The sequence below is a fragment of the Actinacidiphila paucisporea genome (genome assembly GCF_900142575.1).
GTDB lineage: Bacteria > Actinomycetota > Actinomycetes > Streptomycetales > Streptomycetaceae > Actinacidiphila > Actinacidiphila paucisporea.
Map to the genome: position 1 here is coordinate 21,415 of NZ_FRBI01000020.1, position 23,732 is coordinate 45,146.

A 23,732-nucleotide genomic window follows, 5' to 3' on the forward strand; every position below is an offset into this window, starting at 1 on the left:
GCGGGGGGCGCGGCGATCTCGCCGCGCCCCCCGCACGCTTGCCCCGTCCGGCCCGGTCAGACGCGGGCCGCCCAGTCGATCCGGTAGTCCAGGACCCAGTCGAGCCCGCCGTCGGGCGCCGCGTCGTTCAGCTTGGCGGCGGACGCGCGGGCGCCCAGCGCCACGATGCCCTCGACCCGCTCCCTGCGCAACTCCTCGTAACGGGCCAGGGCCTGGCGCCTCGGCAGGTCGCGCAGGCACTTGGCGAGCACCACCGCGTCCTCGATCGCCATCGACGAGCCCTGTCCGGAGGTCGGCGTGGTGGCGTGCGCCGCGTCACCGAGGATGACCATGTCGTCCCGCGACCAGGTCGGCACGCCGCCCAGGTCGTGGGTGGGCAGCGCGTACAGGTCGGTGTACGTCGCGCGGATCACGTCCGCCACGTAACCCGGGGCCTCGGCGAAGGTGTCGAGCAGGCGCTCGGTGAGCCAGGCGCGGTCCATCGCCGCCAGTTCGGCCCGGCTCGGCTCCGCGCCCCAGGGCAGGTTGGCGAACCACCACACCTCGCCCGCACCCGAGCCGGCGTAGCCGAAGAACCCCTTGGGGCTGCGGACGAACTGCAGCTGCGCGGCCTCGCCGGGGGCCTCCACGCCGGACGCGAAGCCGCCGAGGTTGAGCAGCGGTACGTAGCGTGCCGTGGGCGCGGCCGGGTCGATGATCGACCTGGTGCGGGAGTGGATGCCGTCGCAGCCGACGAGCAGGTCGCCGGCGAGGGCCGAACCGTCGGCGAACCGGGCGACCACCCCGTCGGCGGTGGTCTCGGCGGCGATCAGCTTCCGGTCGTGCTCGATCCGCGCGCCGCGGGCCGCCGCGGCTTCGCGCAGCAGGCGGTAGAGCCCGGCGCGGCGCATGGGGGCGAAGCCGGACGGGCCGACCGCGCCTGCCAGCGACTCGCGCAGCACCGTCTCCTCAAGCCCCAGCACGTCGAGCGCGGCGAGGCCGTTCGGGGCGACCATGACCCACAGACCGGCGTCCTTGTCCTCGGCCGGGCGGGCTTCGCAGACGGTGACGTCGACACCGATGGAACGCAGGGCGACAGCCGTGGCAGGACCGGCCACCCCGCCGCCGATGACCAGAGCGTGCATCGCTAGCTCCTCTCTTTGCCGGTCGCGCGCGCATGCACGATCCGGCCGCCGAACAGGTCGGGCAGCGACGGGTCGAGCCCGTAGCGCGCCAGGCAGTCGTGCCAGCCGATGTCGGCGACGCTGTCGAAGCCGGCGTCGGCCAGTTCCGCCGCGATGTCGGCCGGTGTGAAGAACGACCGCCACGGCTCCCCCGCCTTGGCCATCGCCTCGGCCTGCGCGGCGCGGGTGGCCTGGCGGTGCGGGGGCAGCGCGTCGGCCGGCTGGTTGTAGTCGAAGACCAGTTCCGCGGGCGCGGGCAGCTGCGCCACGAAGCGCGCCGTGGCCAGCAGCGCGTCCCTGGTCAGGTAGGGCGCCACGCCGAGCAGCAGGAAGAAGGCCGGCGCGTGCCGGTCGAACCCGGCCGCCGCGAGCCCCTCCTGCGCGGTCTGCTCGGCGAAGTCGACCGGGCAGAAGACGACGGTGTCCGGTATGTCGATGCCGGCGTCGGCCAGCCGCCGGCGTTTCCACTCCTGCGTGGCCGGCAGGTCGACCTCGAAGACCCGCAGCGCCGGATTCCGGTTCCGGTACGCGAAGGTGTCAAGGCCCGCGCCCAGGACGACCACCTGCCTGGTCCGGGCGGCGGCCCACAGCGCGTCCTCGGCGACCCGGTGGCGCAGCGCCATGAACAGCCGGACCTCGGCGGGCATGGCGGGCACCCCCGGAGGCCGCGGGTCGTCGTCGGCGACGCCGCCGACGATGCGCACCGCCAGCGGGTCGGCGAACACCGGTGGCGAGTCCGCGACCTGGTGGACGGCGCGGGCGCGCGCCGAGCTCATTGCGGTACGGCTGGGCCGGCCCGTCTGCATCACCGATCTCCTCCTGTGGTGCTCAGCCGCAGCCGCCGGGCGTAGCTGATGAGCTCCGCCCGGCGGCTGACTCCGAGCTTGACCTTGATCGACGCACGCTGCGCCTCGATGGTGCGTACCGACAGACCCAGCTCGTCGGCGATCTGCGGATGGGTCAGGCCGTCGGCGATCAGCCCGAGCACCTCGCGCTCCCGGCGGCTCAGTTCGCCGTCGGGGTCGGTGTGCCGGTCGAGCAGGGACGCGCCGAGTGCCGGGTCGAGGTACCGGCCGCCCGCGGCGAGCGCGTCGACCGCGGCGACCAGTTCCTCGGCGGCGGCGTCCTTGGACAGGAAGCCGTGGGCGCCGGCGGCCAGCGACTCCCGTGCGGAGTCCAGGTCGTTGTGCATGGTGAGCATCAGCACCCGGGTGGCGGGCGAGACCGCCCGCACGGTGGGCAGCACGCACAGGCTGAGGGTGCCGAGGAAACTCAGGTCGAGCAGCAGCACGGTGGGCCGGTGCCGGTCCACCTGCTCGACGGTGCCCGCCAGGTCCGCCGCCTCGCCCACGACCCGGTAGCGCTCGTCGGGGAGCAGCGTGCGGATGCCGCAGCGCACCACGGGGTGGTCGTCGCAGATCAGGATGGTCGGCCGGTACGAGGGGTCGGGCGGCGTCATCGCGGGACTTCCCCCTCGGGCACCGGGTTCCTGGGTAGTGAGAGGGTGACGAAGGTGCCGGTGCCGCGGGACTGGACGGCCAGGTAGCCGCCCGCCTTCCTGGCCTGCGCGTACATCGAGGTGAGCCCGAAGTGCGGGCGGGCGGTGGCCGGCGCGAAGCGCCCGTCGTCGGACACCACGCAGACCAGCCGGTCCCGCCGTACGGCCACGGTGACCCCGGCGTGCCGGGCGCCGCTGTGCCTGGCGGTGTTGTGCAGTGCCTCGCGCACGATCCGGTAGGCGACCAGGTCGTTCCCCGCCCACCGGCCGCGCGGTGCGGTGCGGCTCTCGACGCTGATGTGGATGCCGGTGGCCGACTGGAGGTTCTCCGCGGTGGCGGCCAGCGCGCTGGGCAGGTCCGGTTGCGGTGGTGTGGGCTGTGCGGAACCGCTGATCAGGTGGCGGAGGTCGGCGATCTGGCGGTCCAGCATCAGCTTCAGGTCGGTGCCCAGCTCGCGGGGCAACGGGCCGGGCGCGGCGAGCGCCCGGCCCAGCTGGATCCGGGCGACTGCCAGCTCCTGGAGGACGCCGTCGTGGAGGTGCCGGGCCACATCGGGCAGTTCGCCGCTCATCGCGCCCCCGGATGGCGTGCGGCGAACAGGCAGACGGCCCCGGTCCTGACCGTCTCGACGTCGGTGAAGCGGGCGCGCAGCTGCTCGTCGAGGTCTTCGAGACGGTCGTCGAGGTTGCTGAACACCTCGCTGCGGTTGAGCTTGGCCAGCAGCTTGCCGGAGCGCGCCGTGTGGTGCGGGCCGGTGCCCAGCACGGTGCTGCCGAACACCCGGGCGCCGGGCCGCAGGTACGGTGTCACGTGGTCGAACACCACCGACTTCTGCCGCATCGTGCCGGGCAGGCAGTGCAGCAGGAAGTTCATGCCGACCGAGTCGAACCGCTCGGTGCCGAGGTCGAACGGTTTGAACGCGTCACCGACCCGGATTTCCGGACGATACCGGCTGATCCGGTGCGCCGCGGTGGAGAGCACCACCTCGTTGAGGTCGACCAGGGTGATCGACGGGGATTTCACCGGAAATCTGCATTTGTCCAGAAACCAGCCGGTGCCCGGCCCGATATCCAGATGCGTCGCGCCGACCTGCCGGTCGTAATGCGCAAGCATTCTGCCACGCGGGCAGCGCCACATGAACCGGCTCATCATGCCCAACACGAACATGTCGTAGGCGGCGAGCATCGGCCGCCGATACGACTCGGCTGCGGCCTCAATGCGGGCCTGCGTCGGTTCGGGAAGTTCGGTCTGTGCCTGGTTCGATTCCATATCCTTCGTCCCGGTCAGTCGCGGGTCGCGGTGATGAACTGGCCGCCGGACAGCCGGCCGTCGGGTCGCCCGTAGCGCGGCCCCAGCTCGCCCCGGTCGGTGATCTCGATGGTCCAGCCCTGGCCGGCCACCCAGTCCCGGCCGCCCGGGCCGAGGCCGCCGCGGACCATCGCGCTGATCCGGTCCGCGCCGGGCGTGGTGAACGCCGCGGCCGCGGCCTTGGGGTCGGGGCCGGCCTTGTCGGAGTGCTCGAAGACCAGCCTGCTGCCGGGCGCCGACAGCCGGCCGACGTCGGTGATCACCTGCCGCGCCTGCTCGGCGGTCAGGTAGGGCAGCACGCCCTCGGCGACCCACGCGGTGCGCCTGGCCGGGTCGAACGTGCTGCCGGCCAGCCGCGCGGCGAAGTCTTCCCGCAGGTCGGCGTCGACCGCGGTGCGCGAGCGGGCGGTGGGCCGGGCGCCGGCGTCGGCCAGCACCTGGTCCTTGAAGGCGAACGCCGACGCGGTGTCCACCTCGAACACGTCGGCGTCGGGCAGCGGCAGCCGGAAGGCCCGCGCATCGAGGCCGGCCCCGAGCAGCACCACCTGGGTGCAGCCGCCGGCCGCCGCCTCGCACACGAAGTCGTCGATGAAACGGGTGCGCACCACGCCGCGGGAGTAGAACAGGTCGACCCAGGCCGTCAGCGACGGCCACTCGCCGGGGTCGGAGACCGCCTTGGCCACGTCGACGAACGACTGGGCGTACGGGTCGTGGAACAGCCGGTCGGGGCGGCCGGACTCGATGGCCCTGGCCATCGCCACGGCGACCGCGGTGATCCCTGCGCCGGCCGGTGCCTTTATGGGTGCTGCTGAGGCGTCCATTTTCATCTCCGGGGCAATCGAGGAAATCAATTGGAGCCAGTGAAGCACCGGGCCGGAAATAACGTCAATAATTCGGTGGGTCGGCAATAGATCATCCGCGAGGATGGGTCGGCCTCATTCTCGGGCATGAGCCGATTTAGTTCTCCAGGCTGAAGATAATCAGGACCATTATTGCGTAGCCTGAGTTGCCGGGTTCGTAGCCGAAATGCGAAGGGGAATCGCTGTGTCGACATTCACAATTAGTGAGCTCATGGAGATCCTGGTCGTGAAAGCCGGGTTGCCGCGGTCCGCGGTCACCGCCGACCCGAGTGCCACGCTCAGCGACGTCGACCTGGACTCGCTGGCGCAACTGCAGGTCAAGGCGGAGATCGAGGACCGCTACGGTATCGAGTTGGACGACGAGCATGCGAACGCGACCTTCGGTGAGCTAGTGACGCTGGTCAACGAGGAACTGAGCGAGCGGGCACGATGAGCGGCCGGCGGCGCATCGTGGTCACCGGGATCGGCGTGGTCGCGCCCGGTGGCGCCACGCGGAAGGCGTTCTGGCAGCTGATCACCGACGGGCGCACCGCGACCCGCCGGATCTCGCTGTTCAACCCGGCGCAGTTCCGCTCCCAACTGGCCGCCGAGGTCGACTTCGACCCGCTGGCCGCGGGTCTGACCCGGCAGGAGGTCTTCCGCAACGACCGTTCCGTCCAGTTCGCGCTGGTCGCCGCCGACGAGGCGATGGCCGACTCGGGCCTGGACCTGGACGGCGGATTCGACCACGACCGGATGGCGGTGTGCCTGGGCAGCGCGGTCGGCGCGAGCACCCGCCTGGAGGACGAGTACGTGGTGGCCAGCGACGGCGGCCGGAACTGGCTGGTCGAGCCGGAGTTCGCCTCCGACTTCCTCTACCAGGCGTGGGTGCCCAGCAGCATGGCCGCCGAGGTCGCCTACCGGTACGGCGCGCACGGACCGGCCTCGGTGGTCTCCACCGGCTGCACCTCGGGCATCGACGCGATCGGCCAGGCGTACCAGCTGATCCAGGACGACATGGCCGACATCATGATCGCCGGTGCGAGCGACGCGCCCATCACGCCGATCTCGATCGCCTGCTTCGACGCCATCGGCGCCACCAGCACCCGCAACGACGACCCCGAGCACGCCTCCCGCCCGTTCGACGCGACCCGCGACGGGTTCGTGATGGGCGAGGGATCGGCCGTGCTCATCCTCGAGGAGTACGAGCACGCCCGCCGGCGGGACGCGCACATCTACGCGGAGATCCTCGGCTACGCCAACCGGTGCAACGCCTTCCACATGACCGGGCTGCGCCCCGACGGCCTGGAGATGGCCGCCGCGATCGGCAGCGCGCTCGACCAGGCCCGGCTCGACCCCACCGCACTGGACTACGTCAACGCGCACGGCTCGGGCACCAAGCAGAACGACCGGCACGAGACCGCCGCCATCAAGCGCAGCCTGGGCGCGCACGCCTTCCAGGTGCCGGTCAGCTCGATCAAGTCCATGGTCGGGCACTCCCTCGGCGCGATCGGCTCCATCGAAGTAGCCGCCACCGCGCTGGCCATCGAGCACAACGTCGTGCCGCCCACCGCCAACTACGCCCACCCCGATCCGCTGTGCGACCTGGACTACGTGCCCAACACCGCACGCGACCACCGGGTCGACGCCGCGCTGTCGGTCGGCAGCGGCTTCGGCGGCTTCCAGTCGGCCATCGTGCTGGCCGGGGTCCGCTGATGGCCGCCGTGATCACCGGGATCGGCGTCGTCGCGCCGACCGGCATCGGCGCGGCCGAGCACTGGCGCGCGACCCTGGCCGGTGAGCTGGCGGTGCGCCCCATCGAGGCCTTCGACGCCGGCCGCTACGCCACCACGCTGGCCGGCCAGGTGCCCGGTTTCGACGTGGCCGAGCACGTACCCGACCGGCTGGCGATCCAGACCGACCGGTGGACCTGGCTGGCCTTCGCCGCGACCGGTATGGCCCTCGACGACGCGGGCTACGACCCGTCCGCCCACGACCCGTACGCCACGTCGGTGATCCTCGGCAGCGGCTCCGGCGGCAACGAATTCGGCCAGCGGGAGATCCAGGCGCTGTGGAGCCGGGGCCGCAAGGCGGTCGGCGTCTACCAGTCCATCGCCTGGTTCTACGCCGCGAGCACCGGCCAACTGGCCATCCACCACGGCGCCAAGGGGCCGTGCGGCGTGCTGGTCTCCGACGCCGCGTCGGGCCTCGACAGCCTCGGCTGGGCCGACCGGGCGATCAGACGCGGCACCGGCGCCGTGCTGGCCGGCGGCACCGAGGCCCCGATCGCCCCCTACGCGCTGACCGCCCAGATGGCCGGCGGCCGGCTGTCCACCGCGACCGACCCGAGGGCCGGCTACAAGCCGTTCGACCGGGCGGCCAACGGCCACCTGCCCGGCGAGGGCGGCGCGGTGCTCGTGGTGGAGGACGAGTCCGCCGCGCGTGCCCGGTCGGCGCCGGCCGGCTACGGCGTCATCGCCGGCTACGCGGCCACCCAGGACGCGCACCACTACCGGGACACCGCGCAGGACGGGCGGCAGTACGCCCGAGCGATCGACCTGGCGCTGCGACGGGCCGGCGTACGGCCCGACGAGGTGGACCTGGTGCTCGCCGACGGCGCCGGCCGTCCGGACGCCGACGCCGCGGAAGCGGCGGCGCTGTGCTCGGTGTTCGGCCCACACGGGGTCCCGGTCACCGCGCCGCAGGGCCTGGTGGGCCGGCTGCTGGCCGGGGGCTCCGCGCTCAACGTGGCAACGGCGCTGCTGGCGATGCGGGCCGGCGTCATCCCGCCGGTGGGCAACCTGGACGACCCCGACCCGGCCTACGGTCTCGACCTGGTGCGCGAACCGCGCGAACGCAAGCTCGGCACCGTGCTGGTGACCGCGCGCGGCCAGGGCGGATTCAACAGCGCGCTGGTGCTGCGCACCCCCACCGCGCAGGGCGCGCAGCAGCTCACGCCGGGGGTGCCAGAAGGCGGCAGATAGCGAGTACCCCCACGACTGACCGGGGGCGGGGCCGTGACATGACGTGGCCGCGCGGGCTTTCTTCGAGTGCGAACAAGAAGGGTGCCCGCGCGGCCACCGTCATGCCACGGCACCGCGCCCGTCCCCTCCCGCGACTCCGCTCGGAGCCCGGGGCCGCTGTCCGCACTACGGCGGACAGCGGCCCGGACGTACCGATATTCGGTGCGCTTGGCGCTGACTATAGGGGAGCGTACGGACGCCGGTTACGCGAGTGCGCGGCGGGGAGAGCCAACTGGTGGCGGTGATGTCTGCCCCACAAATCCACAGATGGTTTATCACTCTGCGGGGGTCTCGATGGATATTGTCCGTGGTTTAGACGATTTGTTGCCGGTCGCAGTTTGTGGTGGTCCTGGCGTGTACCGGGCAGGCATGATGACCGTACTGCGGGGTATACAGGGGATAGATGTGGTGGTCGAATTCGACACCGCGAGTTATAATCCCGGTTTGCTGAAGGAGCATCAGCCGCGCGTGTTGCTGATGGACCTCGACAGCTTCGACATCGAGGAGCTGCTGGCGAGGCAGCTGGTGAGCCGGACCGCCGAGGAGTCGGTGAAGGTGCTCGCCCTGTCCGCCAACCTCGATCCGGGCACGGCGCTCAAGGTACTCCTCGGGGGCGCCCAGGGCTTCCTGCACAAGGACACGCCGGTGCAGGGGCTCGTGGACGCGATCCGGGCCGTCGACCGGGGCGGCGTGGCCCTGGACCCGCAGGTGGCCAGCGAACTGGTGACCGCACTGCGCTTCAGCGGACCTTCGGGAGTGCCGGCCGGGCCGGGCAACGGGGTGAAGCTCACCCCGCGGCAACGGCAGATCCTCGGCCTGATCGGCCACGGGTTGACCAACGTGGAGATCGCCGACCAGCTCCAGCTGGGCAGGCCCACGGTCAAGACGCACATCTCCTCGCTGCTGCGCACCCTCGACCTGCGCGATCGGACGCAACTGGCGGTATACGCCTGTACGCACGGATTCCGGGCGCACGCGGCGGTTCCCTGACCCCAGGGGGAATGACCGCTTGACGGGCCGGCGGGCCTTGCCCGCCGGCCCGCTTTCTTTTTCTTCGCCGACCGGCCCGCTGCGGGTTCCCCGCAGCGGGTTGCGGAATAACCGCCGATATTTCGCGGCAGATTTCCGATGCGATACCGCGGGGCCGTCGGACATGATTCACCTATGAGTGATTCACAGGTGAGCCGAATCCGCGCCGATGAGATAGAGCCCTATCGGAAACGCGGCGGCCAGTTGCGTATGGTCCTGCATCCCGGTTCCGTGGGCAGCCGATCCGGCTATATGGGCACGGCCGTTCTCCAGCCCGGTGAACACGTGGTGGAGCATTTCCACCCCTATTCCGAGGAATTCCTCTTCGTCATCAGCGGCGATCTGGTCCTCGAAGTCGAGGGCGAGAACTGGACACTGGCGGCCGGCGAGGGCATCTACGTGCCCATCGGCAAGCGGCACCGGCTGCGCAATGTCGGCACGACCGAGTCGCTGACCGTCTACCACATCGGCCCGCTCGCGCCCGACCCGTCGCTGGCGCACGTGGACACCGAGGTCCTCGGCGAGGCGGCGGAGGTCGAGGAGGCGGACGGCGCGGCGGGCACCGCCCGCGTCCTGTTCATGATGAAGGTCGATGAGGACAGGCGGGAGGAGTTCCTCGCCGCCTACGAGAAGGTCCGCTTCAGTGTCGCGGCGACCCCCGGCCACATCCGCGACCAGATCTGCCAGGCGCCCGACGATCCGCGGAGCTGGCTGATCGTCAGCGAGTGGACCACCCTCGTGGACTTCTTCACCTGGGAGAAGTCCGAGAGCCACAAGGAAATCGTCCGGCCGATGCGGGACTGCTACTCCGACCCGGAGTTCCGCAGTTTCACCGTGGTCGCCGAGACGTTGGCGACGTGGTCATGAGCACCATTTCCGCCGAGGAACGGCTGATGACCTACATCAACGTCTTCCACTGCAAGCCGGAGAACCAGCAGGCGCTGTCCACCGCCATCCGCAAGGAGACGGACGAGATCGTCCGGCACATGCCCGGTTTCATCTCCGCCAACGTGCACTGCAGCGTCGACGGGACCCGGGTGACGAACTACGCCCAGTGGAGCGAGCTGACGGCCTTCCAGGAGCACATCCGCAGCGAGGCGGGCCGCGCGCTGATCCTCGAACTGCACAAATACGCCGACAACGTGGACGTACACGTCTACCAGGTCGACTGGATCGTATCCGGCGAAAGGGAACTGACATGAAGACCGCCCGGGAACTCTGGGAGGCCGTGTACGCCGCGGTCGAGGCCGAGAACCACTTCGCCTTCTACGAACTGTGCGACGCGGAGATGGACATCCGCACCGCGAGTCAGAGCAAGATCGGCCCGAAGGCCCTCGCCGGGATGTTCACGCAGCAGCGCGGGCTGTACGCGCAGCTGGAGCACACCGTCGACGGCACCATCGAGTCCGCGGACGGCTCCGCGTTGTCGGTCGAGTTGACGCTGTCCGGCGTGCCCAAGGGCACCGACGAGCGGTTGACCTGGAACGTCGTGGAGACGATACGGGCCGACGCCGGCCGCATCGTGTCCTGGCACGCCATGCTCGACCGCGCGGGACTGGTCCAGCGGATCCGCGCGCTCCAGGGATGACCGCCATGCCGGTCGGGATTCCCGTGCGCCAGGAGGTCGAGGTCGCCGACGGCGTCGTCGCGGTGGTCAACGGCGACGGCAGCGCGGGCCTGTCCAACAGCGTGCTGCTGCTCGGCGGCCCGGCCACCGTGATCGACACGATGCTGCTGCCGGAGATGGCGGACGCCGTCGTGGCGGCGCTGAGCCGCCGGGGCCGCACCGCGGAACTGGTCGTCAACACCCACATCCACACCGACCACATCGGCGGGAACGTCCTGTTCGACAAGGTCCCGATCATCGCCCATCCGCGCACGGTGGCCGGGATGCGCAAGATGATCGGCGAGCCGGGACTGCCCGCGCTGCTCGCCAAGGTGATGCCCGCCTTCGCGGACCGGCTCGGCGGCTGGGACAGCGTGGCCGCGGAACCGGTGCCGCCGGCCGGCATCGAACGCGCACTGCCCGACGGCACGCGGGTGCTGGAGTTCACCGACGCCCACTCCGCCGCCGACCTCGCGGTGTGGCTGCCCGCCGAAAGGGTGCTGGTCAGCGGCGACCTGTGCTTCGCCGGCGTGACACCGCTTGCGGTGCACGGCCGGGTCGGCCGCTGGCGGGCGGCACTCGACCAGCTGATCGCGCTGGACCCCGGGGTCGTCCTGCCCGGTCACGGCAGGCCGGCCGGCATCGAGGCGCTGCGTGACCTGGCCGACTACTTCGACCGGGTGCTCGCAGCCGCCCGGGAGGCACACGCCGAGCGCCTGTCCGCGGAAGCGGTGTGGGCGCGGTTCGACCCGGGCCCCGCGGCGGGCTGGCTCGAACCGGAACGCACTCTCGTCAACATCCAGGTAGCCCTTTCCGAAATCACCGGAAAACCATTCCAAGGAGAACATCGTGTCCAACAAGACCGTGGCCCGTCGCATTCTGGATGAAGGATTCTCCCAGGGCAACGCCGACGTCCTGGACGAGGTGATGAGCGAGGACTTCGTCAACCACAACGCGCCGCCCGGAATGGACACCAGCCGTGAGGGCGTCAAGTCGGTGATCCTGATCGAGCGACAGGGCTTTCCCGACCTGAAGGTCAACATCATCAACGAGTTCGAGGACGGCGAGTACGTCATCCAGCACGTCGAGCTGACCGGCACCCACAAGGGCGTCGTCTTCGGCGCCGAGCCGACCGGCCGCACCATCAGCTGGAACGAGATCCACATCGCCCGGGTCCGCGACGGCCGGGTGAGCGACCACTGGGCGTGCAACGACCTGCACGTCCTGATGATGCAGCTGGGCAAGATGGCGCCGCCGGACACCTCCGCATTCCGCCGGGCGCCCGCCGCTTCCTGACCGGTAACCCGCGTCAGGCTTCCGGATTTCGGGGTTTCGGGATTTCGTCGAGGAGATGCATCATGACAGACGGGTTCGCAATCATCGGTATGGCCGCCCGGCTGCCCCGGGCGAATGGACCGGCCGAATTCTGGCGGCTCCTGAGTTCGGGCACCGACGCCGTCACCGACCCGCCTCCTGGCCGGCCGGCAGCGCGCCGTGGTGCATTCCTCGACGACATCACCGGATTCGACGCGGCTTTCTTCGGCGTCTTCCCACGGGAAGCCGCCGCGATGGACCCGCACCAGCGGCTGATACTGGAGCTGGGCTGGGAGGCGCTGGAGCAGGCGCGGCTGACCGCGGCCCGGCTGGAGGGCACGCAGACCGGCGTGTTCGTGGCCGCGCCGGGAGAGATCGCGCCGGCTTCCCCGCCCGACCGCTACACCTTCACCGGGCGGCAGCGCGGCATGGCGGCCAACCGGCTGTCCTACGCCCTGGGGCTGAACGGCCCCAGCCTCACGGTGGACACCGGTCAGTCCTCGTCGCTGGTCGCGGTGCACCTGGCCGTGCAGTCGCTGCGCGGCGGCGAGTGCGACCTGGCCATCGCGGGCGGGGCCAGCCTGATGGTGGCCCCGGACGCCGACAGCGGCCTTGCCGAGATGGGCGTGCTGTCCCCCGACGCCCGCTGCCACGTCTTCGACAGCCGCGCCAACGGGTTCGTACGCGGCGAAGGCGGCGGTCTGGTCGTGCTCAAGCGCCTCGCCGACGCCCTCGCCGACGGCGACCCGATCGCCGCGGTCGTCGCCGGCAGCGCGGTGAACAACGACGGCCGCACGGAAGGGCTGACGACACCCAGCGCCGCCGCGCAGCAGGCCCTGATCGAACGGGCCTGCCGCGAGGCCCGGATCGACCCCGGAGCGGTCCACTACGTCGAGCTGCACGGCACCGGCACCGCTGTCGGCGACCCCGTCGAGGCCGCCGCGCTCGGCGCCGCGCTGGGCACGGCGCCGACCAGGACGGCGCCACTGCTGGTCGGGTCGGTCAAGACCAACATCGGACACCTGGAAGCCGCGGCCGGCATCGCCGGACTGCTCAAGGCCGTACTGAGCCTGCGCAACCGGCAGGTGCCGGCGAGCCTGCACTTCGCGGAGCCCAACCCGGCGATCCCGCTGACGGAGTTGAACCTGGCGGTGAACACCGCGTCGCGGCCGTGGCCCGGCGGCCCGGCCGTCGCGGGCGTCAGCTCGTTCGGCCTCGGCGGCACGAACTGCCACGTGGTGCTCACCGAGGCACCGCCGGTACCGGCCTCGCCGGCGCCGTCCGGCCCGCCGGTGGTGCCGTGGGTACTGTCGGCGAAGACGCCGGACGCCCTGCGCGGGCAGGCCAGGCGGCTGCTGGACCAGGCCGCGGGAGCCGACCCGGTGGACATCGGGTACTCGCTGGCGGCCACCAGGACGGCCTTCCCGGTCCGCGCCGTCGCCTTCGGCCGCGACCGCCTCGAACTGGAGTCCGCGCTGCGGACGTTGATCGGCGGCGACCTGCCGGCGGTGGTCGGTCCCGCCACGGAGCCGCTGTCGGCGATGGCCGCCGACTTCGTGGCCGGCGCAAAGGTCGACTGGCCCGCGGTCTACGCCGGCACCGGGGCCCGCCCGGTGGACCTGCCCACGTACGCTTTCGACCGCCCGACCGGTCCGGCGGACCGCCCGAGCGCCCCAGCCGACCGCCCCGCCGCCGCGGCACCCTCGCGGGACGCCGACCTCATCAGGGTCGTCCGCACCGAGGTCGCCGCCCAGTTGGGCCACGGCGACGCCGACGCCGTGCCGCGCGAGCGCAGTTTCAAGGACCTCGGCTTCGGCTCGCTCAGCGCCGTAGAACTGGCCGAGCGGCTCTCGGCGGCGCTCGGCAGGCAGGTCGAGCCGACCGCGGTCTTCGACTTCCCGACGCCGCTTGCGCTCGCCGCGCACCTGGCCGAGCACGTGGCGGACGACCCCGCCGCGGGCGACGCGTCGGCCGGCGACCGGGCGCGGGCGGTCCCGGCCACCCGGCCCGCCGCGGACGACGACGCCGCCGCCGACCCGATCGCCATCGTCGGCATCGGCTGCCGGTATCCGGGCGGCATCGCCTCAGCGGCCGATCTGTGGGACGTGGCGGCCGGCGGACGCGACGTGATCTCGGCCTTCCCCACCGACCGGGGCTGGGATCTGGCCGCCCTCTACGACCCCGACCCGGACCGCGCCGGCACGACGTACGTCCGCGAGGGCGGCTTCATCAGCGACGTCGCCGGCTTCGACGCCGCCTTCTTCGGGATCAGCCCCGGCGAGGCGCTCGCGATGGACCCGCAGCAGCGGCTGCTGCTCGAAGTCACCTGGGAGGCGCTGGAGAACGCCGGTGTCGAGCCGCGGTCACTGGCCGGCAGCAGGACCGGCACCTTCGTGGGCATGTACGGCTGGGACTCCAGCGAATCCGTCGAGGGCTACCGCATCACCGGCGGCCTGTCGGGTGTCGCGTCCGGCCGGGTGGCGTACGCACTGGGCCTGGAGGGCCCGGCGGTGACCGTCGACACGGCGTGCTCGTCGTCGCTGGTCGCGATGCACCTCGCGTGCGGTTCGCTGCGGTCCGGCGAGTCGGACCTGGTGCTGGCCGGCGGCGCCAGCGTGATGGCGACACCGCGGGTCTTCCTGGAATTCGCCCGGCAGCGCGGCCTGTCGCCGGACGCCCGGTGCAAGTCCTTCGCGGCGGCGGCCGACGGTACGGCCTGGGCCGAGGGCGTCGGCGTCGTCGTACTGGAACGCCTGTCGGACGCGCGCCGGAACGGGCACGAGGTGCTGGCGCTGGTACGCGGCAGCGCCATGAACCAGGACGGCGCCTCCAACGGGCTCACCGCGCCCAACGGCCCCTCGCAGCAGCGGGTGATCCAGGCCGCGCTCGCCGACGCCGGGCTGTCCGCCGCGGACGTCGACGTGGTCGAGGCGCACGGCACCGGCACCGCGCTGGGCGACCCGATCGAGGCGCAGGCGATCCTCGCGACCTACGGGCAGGGCCGGCCGCGCGGCCGGCAGTTGCTGCTCGGCTCGCTGAAGTCGAACATCGGGCACACCCAGGCCGCCGCCGGCCTGGCCGGCGTGATCAAGATGGTCGCGGCCATGCGGCACGGAGTCGTGCCTGCCACCTTGCACGTCGACACGCCCAGCCCCCACGTCGACTGGTCGTCCGGTGCGGTGCGGCTGGCCACCAGCGCCCAGGACTGGCCGGACACCGGGCAGCCGCGGCGTGCCGGGGTGTCCTCGTTCGGAATCTCCGGCACCAACGCCCACGTCGTCCTCGAACAGGCGCCCGCCCCTTCGACCGCGCCTCCCGGCGAGCCGCGCTGGCCCGTCGTGCCCTGGGTCCTGTCGGCGAGGACCGAGGAGGCACTGCGCGGCCAGGCGCAACGGCTGCTCGCGCACGCCGGCACGTACGACGCGGCCGACATCGGCCGGTCGCTGGCGACCACCCGGTCGCGCTTCGAGCACCGCGCGGTGGTGGTCGGCGCCGACTCCGCCGGCCTGACCGCCGGGCTGTCGGCGGTGGCCGCGGGGCTGCCCGCCGCGAACGTCACCTACGGCCGAGCCGAGGAGGACCCGGGCAGGACCGCGTTCGTCTTCCCCGGACACGGCATCCAGTGGCTCGGGATGGCCGCGGAACTGCTCGACAGCGCACCGGTGTTCGCCGCCCGGATGGCCGACTGCGCGCGGATCATCGACCCGCTGGTGGACTGGTCGCTGCTGGAGACGGTCCGGGAGGGCGCCGACGACTCCTGGCTCGCGCGCGTCGACATCGTGCAGCCCGCGCTGTTCGCGGTACTGGTGTCGCTGGCCGAGCAGTGGCGCTCGCTGGGCGTACGGCCCGACGCCGTCGTGGGCACCTCGCAGGGCGAGGTCGCGGCCGCGTGCGTGGCCGGTGCGCTGTCGCTCGACGACGCGTGCCGGCTCATCGTGGCCAGGGCGCGGCTGATCGCCGAGCAACTCCCGGGCGCGATCGTCTCGGTCGGGGCGCCGGAGGGCGTCGTGGCGGGGCGGCTGATCCCCGGCCTGTCGATAGCGGGCGTCAACGGCCCGAACGGGACCACGGTGGCCGGTCCCGCGGACGTGCTGGCCGCTTTCATCGCCGAGCTGCGCGCGGCCGAGGTGCCGGTCAGGATCGTGACGCCGTTCGCCTCGCACTCCCCGCTGGTCGACCCGCTGGAAGGCGGCTTCACCGACCTGCTCTCCTTCGTACGCCCCGCCGCCGGCTCGGTTCCCGTCTACTCGTCGGTGACCGGCGCGGCCGTCGCGGGCGAGGACCTGACGGCCGCGTACTGGTACCGCAACTGCCGGCAGCCGGTGGCCTTCCAGCAGACCGTCGAGGCGCTGCTCGCCGACGGGTTCACGCACTTCGTGGAGTGCTCCCCGCATCCGGCGCTGGGCATCCACATCGAGCAGACCGCCGAGCTGGCCGGCCGTGCGGTCACCGTGGTCGGCTCGCTGCGCCGCGACGAGGGCGGCCCCGCACGGCTGTTGGCCTCCGCCGCCGAGCGGTACGTGCGCGGCGGCGAGGTGGCGTGGGGGCCGGTCTTCGGCGGTGCGCGGCAAGTGCCGCTGCCCACCTACGCGTTCGACCGGAAGCGGTACTGGCTGGAGCCGAAGCCGCGCACCGACGCGACCGCCCTGGGCCTGACCGCCGCGGAGCATCCGCTGGTCGGTGCCGTGGCCGAACTGCCCGACACCGGCGCGGTGCTGCTGACCGGGCGGCTGTCACTGGCCACCCACGGCTGGCTGGCCGACCACGCCGCCGCCGGCGCGGTGCTGCTACCCGCCACCGCGTTCGTCGAACTGGCCCTGCGCGCGGGCGCGGAGTCCGGCCGGGGGGACTTGCGGGAACTGGTGATCCACAGCCCCCTCGTCCTACCGGAGGAGGGCGCGGTGGACGTAAGGGTGGTGGAGGACGACGGCGAGGTCGCGATCCACTCGCGCGGCGACGGCGAGTGGGTGACGCACGCACGGGGCGAGCTGGCCGCCGGGGAGCCGGCGGATCCGGGCCCGCTGCCCGAATGGCCGCCCGCCGCGGCGACCGCGGTCGACCTGGGCGACGCCTACCAGCGGCTGGCCGAGCGCGGTTACGCCTACGGGCCGGCATTCCGCGGCCTGCGGGCGCTGTGGCGCCGGGGCGACGAGGTTTTCGCCGAGGTCGCACTGCCCGAAGGCGCCGACCCGGCCGGGTTCGGCCTGCACCCGGCGCTGCTCGACGCGGCGCTGCACGCGGCGCTGCTCACCGTCGCCGAGCAGGGCCTCGCGCTGCCGTTCGCGTGGGCCGACGTCCGGCTGCTGGCGACGGGTGCGACCGCCCTGCGGGTGGCGATCACGCCGAGCGGCCAGGACGAGATGGCGCTCGCGGCGTACGACGACTCCGGGCGGCCGGTCCTCACCGCGGGAGGGGTCGTGCTGCGGCGCCTGTCGCGCGAGCAGCAGGCCGCGGTGTCCCGGGCCGCCCACGCCGCCGCCCACCGCCTGCTGGAGGTGACCTGGCCGCCGCTGGCCTCGCCCAGGGCGATCCCGGTGTCGGTCGTGGGCTGGGACGAGCGGGACCGGGCGGCGCCGCTCCCGAACGTGGTGGTCTTCCGGGGCGCGTTCGGCTCGGACACCGCCGGCTTCGACGCGGTCGCCGAGACGCACGCCGCCACCCACCACATGCTCGGGGTGCTCCAGGACTGGCTCGCCGACGAGGGCTCGGCGGACAGCGTCCTGCTGATCGCCACCCGCGGCGCGGTGCAGCCGGCCGGCGAGGGCGCACCCGACCCGGTCGCCGCCGCGGTGTGGGGCCTGGTGCGCGCGGCCCAGGTCGAGGCGCCCGGCAGGTTCGTCCTGGTGGACACCGACGGGGACGTCGACGTGGCCACCGTCGTGGCGAGCGGCGAACCGCAGGTGATGATCCGCTCCGGCGTGCTGCGCGCGCCCCGGCTGGCTCCGGTGCAGGACACGCCCGGGGGCGGCTTCGACACCTCTGGACCCGCCCTGATCACCGGCGGCACCGGCGGCCTCGGCTCGGCGCTGGCCCGCCACCTGGTGACGCGGCACGGCGTACGGAAGGTGGTGCTCGCCTCACGGCAGGGCCCCGACGCCCCCGGCGCTCGCGAACTGGTGGCAGAACTGACCGAGTTGGGCGCCGAGGCGCAGGTGGTGCGGTGCGACGTCACCGACCGCGACGCGGTCGGCCGGCTGGTGACGCCGGAGCTGACCACGGTGATCCACGCGGCCGGCGTACTGGACGACGGCGTCGTGGACGCGCTGACCCCGGCCCGGATGGACACCGTGCTGCGTCCCAAGGCCGACGCGGCCTGGTATCTGCACGAGGCCACCGCGCGGACCGGCGCCGCGCTCGTGCTGTTCTCCTCGGTGCTCGCCGTGAGCGGCGGTCCCGGTCAGGCCAACTACGGCGCCGCCAACGCCTTCCTCGACGCCCTGGCCGCCTCCCGGCACGACCGCGGGCTGCCCTCGCTGTCCATCGGCTGGGGGCTGTGGGACCGCGGCGCCGGCATGGCCGGGCAGTTGGGCGACGCGGACCTCGCCCGGCTCAGGCGGCGCGGCCTGACCGAACTCCCGGTCGACGCCGGGCTCGCCCTCTTCGACGCCGCCCTCGCGCAGCACCGGCCGCACGTGGTCGCCATGGCGGTCGACCGCGCGGCCCTCCAGGTGTCCGCGGGGATCGGTGAACTGCCCGCCGTCCTGCGGGACCTGGCCCCGGCCCGGCCGCAGGAGGCGCCCGCCACCGCGGTGTCCGCGGGCGCGGACCTGCTCTCGCTGACCCGGGCCGCGGCCGCGCTGCTGCTGGGGCGCGGCGACGGCGGGCAGATCGATCCCGACCGCAACTTCCGTGACCTCGGCTTCGACTCGCTGCTGGCCGTCGAGCTGCGCAACCGGCTCAAGACGGCCACCGGGATGACGCTGCCCGCGGGGGTGGTCTTCGACTACCCCACGCCCGCCGCGCTGGCCGGTTACCTGCGCGACCGGGCCGACGGACGCACCGGCGTCGCGCAGGAGCGGCCGGCGGCCGTGGCGGACGGGGCCGACCCGATCGTCGTGGTGGGCATGAGCTGCCGCTTCCCCGGCGGTATCGACTCCCCTGAGGACCTGTGGGAGGCCGTGCTCGACGGCCGGGACGCGATCGGCGACTTCCCGACCGACCGCGGCTGGCAGGTGGGCGGGCTGTCCACCCGGCAGGGCGGATTCCTCGCCGACGCGGCGGCCTTCGACGCCGGCTTCTTCGGCATCAACCCGCACGAGGCGGCCGCGATGGACCCGCAGCAGCGGCTGCTGCTGGAGGTGAGCTGGGAGGCCGTGGAGCGCGCCGGGATCGCACCGGAGTCGCTGGCCGGCAGCAGGACCGGCGTCTTCGCCGGGATCATGGCCCAGGAGTACGGCGCGGGCGCGGACGACGCCGCGGCCGGGGTGGAGGGCTACCGGCTGATCGGCAGCCAGGGCAGTGTCGCCTCCGGCCGGGTCGCGTACGCGCTCGGCCTGGAGGGCCCCGCGGTCACCGTGGACACGGCCTGCTCCTCGTCGCTGGTGGCGGTGCACCTGGCCGCACGGTCGCTGTGGGCCGACGAGTGCGACCTGGCGCTGGTCGGCGCCGCCACGGTGATCGGCACGCCGCGGGTCTTCGTGGAGTTCGCCAGGCAGGGCGGGCTGGGCGCCGACGGCCGGTGCAAGTCGTTCGGCGCGGGCGCCGACGGGACCGGCTGGAGCGAGGGCGCCGGCATGCTGGTGCTGGAGCGGATGTCGCGGGCCCGGGAGCGCGGGGACCGGGTGCTCGCGGTCGTACGCGGCAGCGCCGTCAACCAGGACGGCGCCTCCAACGGGCTGACCGCGCCCAACGGCCCGTCCCAGCAGCGCGTCATCCGCGCCGCCCTCGCGGCCGCCGGCCTGTCCACCGCGGATGTCGACGTGCTGGAGGCGCACGGCACCGGCACGGTGCTCGGCGACCCCATCGAGGCGGAGGCGGTGCTGGCGACGTACGGCCAGGGCCGTCCGGCCGACCGGCCGCTGCTGCTCGGCTCGGTCAAGTCGAACCTCGGGCACACCCAGGCCGCGGCGGGTGTGGCCGGCATGATCAAGATGATCGGCGCCCTCAATCGGGGCGTGGTGCCGCCGACGCTGCACGCCGACCCGCCGACGCCGGCGGTGGACTGGTCGAGCGGTGCCGTCGCGCTGGCGACGGAGGCGGCCGACTGGCCGCGGACGGGGCGGCCCCGGCGGGCAGGCGTGTCGGCGTTCGGCATCTCCGGCACCAACGCCCATGTGATCCTCGAACAGCCGCCCGCGCAGCCGGAGTCCGCCGCCGCGCAACGGGACTGGCCGGTGCTGCCGCTGGTGCTGTCCGCCCGCACCGAGCCCGCGCTGCGCGGCCAGGCCGCCCGGCTGCTGGCCCACCTGCGGGCGGACGAGAACCTCGACCCGGCGGCCGTTGCCACGGCGCTGGTCGCGACCAGGTCGCGCCTCCCGCACCGGACGGTCGTCACCGGTACGGACCGCGGCGAGCTGCTCGACCGGCTCGCCGAGGCCGCGCAGGCCGGTCCGGCCGAGCCGGTGACCGGCCCGGTCGTCTTCCTCTTCCCCGGCCACGGCAGCCAGTACGCCCGCATGGGCGCGACGCTGCACGCCGAATTCCCGGCCTTCGCCACCGCGCTGGACGAGGTGCTCGCCGCGCTCGACGCGAACCTGGACCGGCCGCTGGCCGAGCTGCTGTTCGCCGCGAAGGGCACGCCCGAGGCGGCCGTCCTCCAGGACCGGACCGAATTCACCCAGCCGGCCCTCTTCGCCATCGAGGTCGCGCTGTTCCGCCTGGTCGAATCCTTCGGTCTGCGGCCGGACTACCTGCTCGGGCACTCCTTCGGCGAACTGGCCGCCGCGCACGTGGCCGGCATCCTGACGCTGCCCGACGCCGCCCGGCTGATCACCGCCCGCGGCCGCGCCATGGGCGCCCTGCCGCCCGGCGTGATGGTGCAGATCCAGGCGGGCGCCGACGAGATCGAGCCCACCCTGGTGCCGGGCGTGTCGATCGCGGCACTCAACGCGCCGGACGCCACGGTGGTCTCCGGCACGCCCGACGCGGTCGACCGGGTCATCGAGGTGTGGCGCGGGCGCGGCCGGCGGTCGATCAAGCTGCGCAACCGGCATGCCTTCCACTCAGCCGAACTCGACGGCAGGCTCGGCGAGTTCGCCGAGGTGGCCCGGCAGGTCAGCTACCACCCGCCGACCATCCCGATCCTTTCCAACGTCACCGGCGGACCGGCCGGCGAAGGCGACCTGCGCTCCGCCGACTACTGGATGCGGCACGCCAGGGGGGCGGTGCGGTTCCTGCCCTGCGTCAACGCCCTCGCCGAGCTGGGCGCCAGGACCTTCGTCGAGATCGGTCCCGGGCGGGCACTGGCCACGCTGACGGCGCAGAGCATTCCCACTCCGGTGGTCGCGCTGCCGCTGCTGCGCCGCGACCTGCCGGAGATGGCCAGCGTCCTGCCGGCGCTCGGCGAGCTGTCCTCGCGCGGCCTACCGGTGGACTGGCGGGCCGTCTTCGGCGAGCCGGCCGGGCCCTTCGCGCAGCTGCCGACCTACGCCTTCGACCGGCAGCGCTACTGGCTGCGGCCGCAGGAGCCGGTCGCCGGGGCGGGGCTGGGATTCGTCGCCGCCGACCACCCGGTGCTGACCGCCCGGATGGAGCTGGCGGACAGCGGCACGGTGATCTGGTCGGGGGCGGTCTCCCGGAATGCGCCCGGCTGGCTGGCCGACCACGCGGTGGGCGGCGCGGTGCTGGCACCGGGCACGCTCTTCGCCGAACTGGCGCTGCGGGCCTGCGCCGACCTGCGGGCGACCACCGTCAGGGAACTGGTGGTCCTCGCTCCGCTGGCGCTCCCCGAGCAGGGCAGGTCGACCCTCCAGGTGGTCGCCCAGCCGACCGGCGAGGTGGTGATCTCCGCCCGCACCGACGAGCCGGGGGCGCCGTGGGTGGTGCATGCCAGGGCTCAGGTGGCCGCGGCGGACCCCGGAGACCCGCAGAAGCTGGTGGCCTGGCCGCCACCCGGCGCCGAGGCGATCGACCCGGCCGGGGCGTACGAGCGGCTGGCGCGGCAGGGATACGACTACGGCCCGGCCTTCCGCGGGCTGCGCGCGCTGTGGCGCGACGGCGACGACGTTTTCGCCGAGATCGCGGCCGAGGTCGACCCGACCGGGTACGGACTGCATCCGGCGCTGCTGGACGGGGCCTTGCAGGCATGGCTGGTGGGAACGGGCCGCGGTGGCACGGACGTCCCCTTCGCCTGGGAGGACGTGGTGCTGCACCGGGCCGGGGCCGGCGGCCTGCGGGTCCGGCTGTCACCGGCGGGCCGGGACGGCGTCTCGGTCGCCGTGTGCGACCAGGCGGGGCGGCCGGTGCTGACCGCCGGTTCGGTACGCCTGCGGCCGATGGCGGAGTCCGCCGGCCGGCTGCGGGAACTGGCCTGGTCCCCGCTGGCCTCCGCGCCCGCCGCCGCCGTACCGGAATCCGACGTCGCGGTGCTGGACGGCTTCTCCACCGGTGCGGACGTGGTCTCCTCGGTGCACGCGGCGACGCGGACGGTGCTGGAGGCGTTGCAGGCGCCGACGCCACGGCGGCTGGTGATCGTGACCCGTGGCGCGGTCGGGCTGCCGGGCGAGGACGTAGCGGACCTGGCGGGCGCCGCGGTGTGGGGTCTGGTGCGGTCCGCGCAGGCCGAACAGCCGGGCAGGTTCGTCCTGGTGGACACCGACGGCGAACTCGACCTGCCCGCGGTCCTGGCGGCGGACCAGCCGCACCTGCTGATCAGGGCCGGGGTGCCCTACACGGCCCAACTGGCCCCGCTGACCGGGTCGCCGACGGGCGTCTCCCCCTTCGGACCGGAAGGGACGGTGCTGGTCACCGGCGGCACCAGCGGTCTGGGCGCGCTCTTCGCCCGGCACCTGGTGGTGGAGCACGGCGTACGGCGGCTGGTGCTGGCCAGCAGGCGCGGCCCCGCCGCGCCGGGGGCGTCCGCACTGCGCGCGGAGCTGACCGGGCTGGGCGCGGAGGTCGAGGTCGTGGCCTGCGACGTGTCCGACCGGGCCGCCGTATCGGGCCTGGTGACACCGGAGTTGACCGCGGTGGTGCACGCGGCCGGCGTGCTGGACGACGGTGTGCTCGGGTCGCTGACACCGCGGCGGCTGTCCGCGGTGCTCGCGGCCAAGGCGGACGCCGCGTGGCACCTGCACGAGGCGACACGCGGGTCGGAACTGACCGCCTTCGTGCTCTTCTCGTCGGTGGCCGGCACGCTCGGCTCCGCCGGGCAGGCCAACTACGCCGCCGCGAACGCCTTCCTGGACGGGCTGGCCGCGCACCGCAGGGCCGCCGGGCTCCCCGCGGTGTCCATCGCCTGGGGCCTGTGGGCCGGACAGGGCGGCATGACCGAGCACCTGGGCGAGGCGGACCTGGCGCGGCTGCGCGACCGGGGGCTCGCCGCGATCTCCGAGTCCGACGGCCTGGCGATGTTCGACGCCGCCCTGACCGCGCCGCGCGCGCAGGTGACCGCGGTGACGCTGCGCCCGCCCGCCCCGCCGAACCGCCAGGACGACGCCCTGCGGCTGCGCCAGGAACTGGCCGGCCTGGACCCGGACGAGCGGCGGCACCGGCTGGGCGACCTGGTGAACCGCAAGCTGGCCGCGGTGCTGGGCCACCCGGACGGCCAGGCCTTCGACGCGGACCGCAACTTCCGCGACCTGGGCGTCGACTCGCTCACCGCCATCGAACTGCGCAACGCCCTCGCGCCGCTGACCGACACGCCGCTGCCGGCCACGGCGGTCTTCGACTACCCGACTCCCGCGGCGCTCACCGACCACATACACCGAATCCTCGTCGCGCCGGAGCCGGACGCGCGGCCGAGCCGGAAGGAGCTGATCGAGACGATGGACACCGAAGAACTGATCGCGGCC

15 protein-coding genes and 1 pseudogene are annotated in these 23,732 nt (G+C 73.4%); 10 read left to right on the forward strand and 6 right to left on the reverse strand.

The window, feature by feature from the left end:
• Window positions 1-56: 56 nt before the first annotated feature.
• From BUE44_RS25285 to BUE44_RS25310, 6 genes are read right to left on the reverse strand one after another with little or no spacing between them, the layout of a single operon-like run.
• Window positions 57-1,124 (reverse strand): FAD-dependent monooxygenase, encoded by a 1,068-nt coding sequence (locus BUE44_RS25285; protein WP_073501305.1) that lies wholly within the window; start codon window positions 1,122-1,124, stop codon window positions 57-59.
• Window positions 1,125-1,126: 2 nt separating this feature from the next.
• Window positions 1,127-1,969: a class I SAM-dependent methyltransferase gene (locus BUE44_RS25290; protein WP_073501306.1), complete on the reverse strand. Its 843-nt coding sequence runs from the start codon at window positions 1,967-1,969 to the stop codon at window positions 1,127-1,129.
• On the reverse strand, window positions 1,969-2,622 hold the full coding sequence (locus BUE44_RS25295; protein ID WP_073501307.1) for a response regulator: 654 nt from the start codon (window positions 2,620-2,622) through the stop codon (window positions 1,969-1,971). The genes BUE44_RS25290 and BUE44_RS25295 overlap by 1 nt, the downstream gene beginning before the upstream one ends.
• A complete protein-coding gene (locus tag BUE44_RS25300; protein ID WP_107415831.1) occupies window positions 2,619-3,233 on the reverse strand; it encodes a sensor histidine kinase in 615 nt (204 codons plus the stop codon). The genes BUE44_RS25295 and BUE44_RS25300 overlap by 4 nt, the downstream gene beginning before the upstream one ends.
• Window positions 3,230-3,931, reverse strand: coding sequence for a class I SAM-dependent methyltransferase (locus BUE44_RS25305; RefSeq protein ID WP_107415832.1), 702 nt, complete (start codon window positions 3,929-3,931; stop codon window positions 3,230-3,232). The genes BUE44_RS25300 and BUE44_RS25305 overlap by 4 nt, the downstream gene beginning before the upstream one ends.
• A gap of 14 nt (window positions 3,932-3,945) precedes the next feature.
• A complete protein-coding gene (locus tag BUE44_RS25310) occupies window positions 3,946-4,791 on the reverse strand; it encodes an SAM-dependent methyltransferase (protein ID WP_159450298.1) in 846 nt (281 codons plus the stop codon).
• Between the two features lie 250 nt (window positions 4,792-5,041).
• Here BUE44_RS25310 and BUE44_RS25315 point away from each other — a divergent pair, with 250 nt between their 5' ends.
• The 10 genes and pseudogenes from BUE44_RS25315 to BUE44_RS36695 all read left to right on the forward strand — a co-directional run.
• Window positions 5,042-5,263, forward strand: a complete 222-nt coding sequence (locus BUE44_RS25315) for an acyl carrier protein (protein ID WP_235002441.1) — start codon at window positions 5,042-5,044, stop codon at window positions 5,261-5,263.
• On the forward strand, window positions 5,260-6,525 hold the full coding sequence (locus tag BUE44_RS25320; RefSeq protein WP_073501311.1) for a beta-ketoacyl-[acyl-carrier-protein] synthase family protein: 1,266 nt from the start codon (window positions 5,260-5,262) through the stop codon (window positions 6,523-6,525). The genes BUE44_RS25315 and BUE44_RS25320 overlap by 4 nt, the downstream gene beginning before the upstream one ends.
• Window positions 6,525-7,793 carry a beta-ketoacyl synthase N-terminal-like domain-containing protein gene (locus BUE44_RS25325; protein ID WP_073501312.1) on the forward strand — a complete coding sequence of 423 codons (1,269 nt, stop codon included), beginning with the start codon at window positions 6,525-6,527 and terminating at the stop codon, window positions 7,791-7,793. Before BUE44_RS25320 ends, BUE44_RS25325 begins: the two co-directional genes overlap by 1 nt.
• A gap of 483 nt (window positions 7,794-8,276) precedes the next feature.
• On the forward strand, window positions 8,277-8,822 hold the full coding sequence (locus tag BUE44_RS25330) for a LuxR C-terminal-related transcriptional regulator (RefSeq protein ID WP_159450300.1): 546 nt from the start codon (window positions 8,277-8,279) through the stop codon (window positions 8,820-8,822).
• A gap of 174 nt (window positions 8,823-8,996) precedes the next feature.
• Window positions 8,997-9,728 carry a cupin domain-containing protein gene (locus tag BUE44_RS25335; protein WP_079190069.1) on the forward strand — a complete coding sequence of 244 codons (732 nt, stop codon included), beginning with the start codon at window positions 8,997-8,999 and terminating at the stop codon, window positions 9,726-9,728.
• Window positions 9,725-10,063 carry an antibiotic biosynthesis monooxygenase family protein gene (locus tag BUE44_RS25340; protein ID WP_073501315.1) on the forward strand — a complete coding sequence of 113 codons (339 nt, stop codon included), beginning with the start codon at window positions 9,725-9,727 and terminating at the stop codon, window positions 10,061-10,063. The genes BUE44_RS25335 and BUE44_RS25340 overlap by 4 nt, the downstream gene beginning before the upstream one ends.
• Complete coding sequence (locus tag BUE44_RS25345; protein WP_073501316.1) at window positions 10,060-10,449, forward strand: nuclear transport factor 2 family protein; 390 nt, start codon at window positions 10,060-10,062, stop codon at window positions 10,447-10,449. Before BUE44_RS25340 ends, BUE44_RS25345 begins: the two co-directional genes overlap by 4 nt.
• Before the next feature lie 5 nt (window positions 10,450-10,454).
• Complete coding sequence (locus BUE44_RS25350; protein WP_159450301.1) at window positions 10,455-11,354, forward strand: MBL fold metallo-hydrolase; 900 nt, start codon at window positions 10,455-10,457, stop codon at window positions 11,352-11,354.
• Entirely contained in the window at window positions 11,317-11,763 is a 447-nt protein-coding gene (locus BUE44_RS25355) for an ester cyclase (protein WP_073501318.1), read from the forward strand. The genes BUE44_RS25350 and BUE44_RS25355 overlap by 38 nt, the downstream gene beginning before the upstream one ends.
• 62 nt (window positions 11,764-11,825) lie before the next feature.
• A pseudogene (locus tag BUE44_RS36695) lies at window positions 11,826-23,630 on the forward strand (SDR family NAD(P)-dependent oxidoreductase); the annotation flags it as partial.
• Window positions 23,631-23,732 lie beyond the last annotated feature (102 nt).

Excerpts from the sequence above, each read along its gene's own strand:
- BUE44_RS25335 (WP_079190069.1), top strand. The coding sequence starts at position 8,997 with ATGAGTGATTCACAGGTGAGCCGAATCCGCGCCGATGAGATAGAGCCC.
- BUE44_RS25290 (WP_073501306.1), bottom strand. The coding sequence starts at position 1,969 with ATGCAGACGGGCCGGCCCAGCCGTACCGCAATGAGCTCGGCGCGCGCC.
- BUE44_RS25340 (WP_073501315.1), top strand. The coding sequence starts at position 9,725 with ATGAGCACCATTTCCGCCGAGGAACGGCTGATGACCTACATCAACGTC.
- BUE44_RS25350 (WP_159450301.1), top strand. The coding sequence starts at position 10,455 with ATGCCGGTCGGGATTCCCGTGCGCCAGGAGGTCGAGGTCGCCGACGGC.
- BUE44_RS25345 (WP_073501316.1), top strand. The coding sequence starts at position 10,060 with ATGAAGACCGCCCGGGAACTCTGGGAGGCCGTGTACGCCGCGGTCGAG.
- BUE44_RS25325 (WP_073501312.1), top strand. The coding sequence starts at position 6,525 with ATGGCCGCCGTGATCACCGGGATCGGCGTCGTCGCGCCGACCGGCATC.
- BUE44_RS25310 (WP_159450298.1), bottom strand. The coding sequence starts at position 4,791 with ATGGACGCCTCAGCAGCACCCATAAAGGCACCGGCCGGCGCAGGGATC.
- BUE44_RS25300 (WP_107415831.1), bottom strand. The coding sequence starts at position 3,233 with ATGAGCGGCGAACTGCCCGATGTGGCCCGGCACCTCCACGACGGCGTC.
- BUE44_RS25315 (WP_235002441.1), top strand. The coding sequence starts at position 5,042 with ATGGAGATCCTGGTCGTGAAAGCCGGGTTGCCGCGGTCCGCGGTCACC.
- BUE44_RS25285 (WP_073501305.1), bottom strand. The coding sequence starts at position 1,124 with ATGCACGCTCTGGTCATCGGCGGCGGGGTGGCCGGTCCTGCCACGGCT.
- BUE44_RS25320 (WP_073501311.1), top strand. The coding sequence starts at position 5,260 with ATGAGCGGCCGGCGGCGCATCGTGGTCACCGGGATCGGCGTGGTCGCG.
- BUE44_RS25295 (WP_073501307.1), bottom strand. The coding sequence starts at position 2,622 with ATGACGCCGCCCGACCCCTCGTACCGGCCGACCATCCTGATCTGCGAC.
- BUE44_RS25305 (WP_107415832.1), bottom strand. The coding sequence starts at position 3,931 with ATGGAATCGAACCAGGCACAGACCGAACTTCCCGAACCGACGCAGGCC.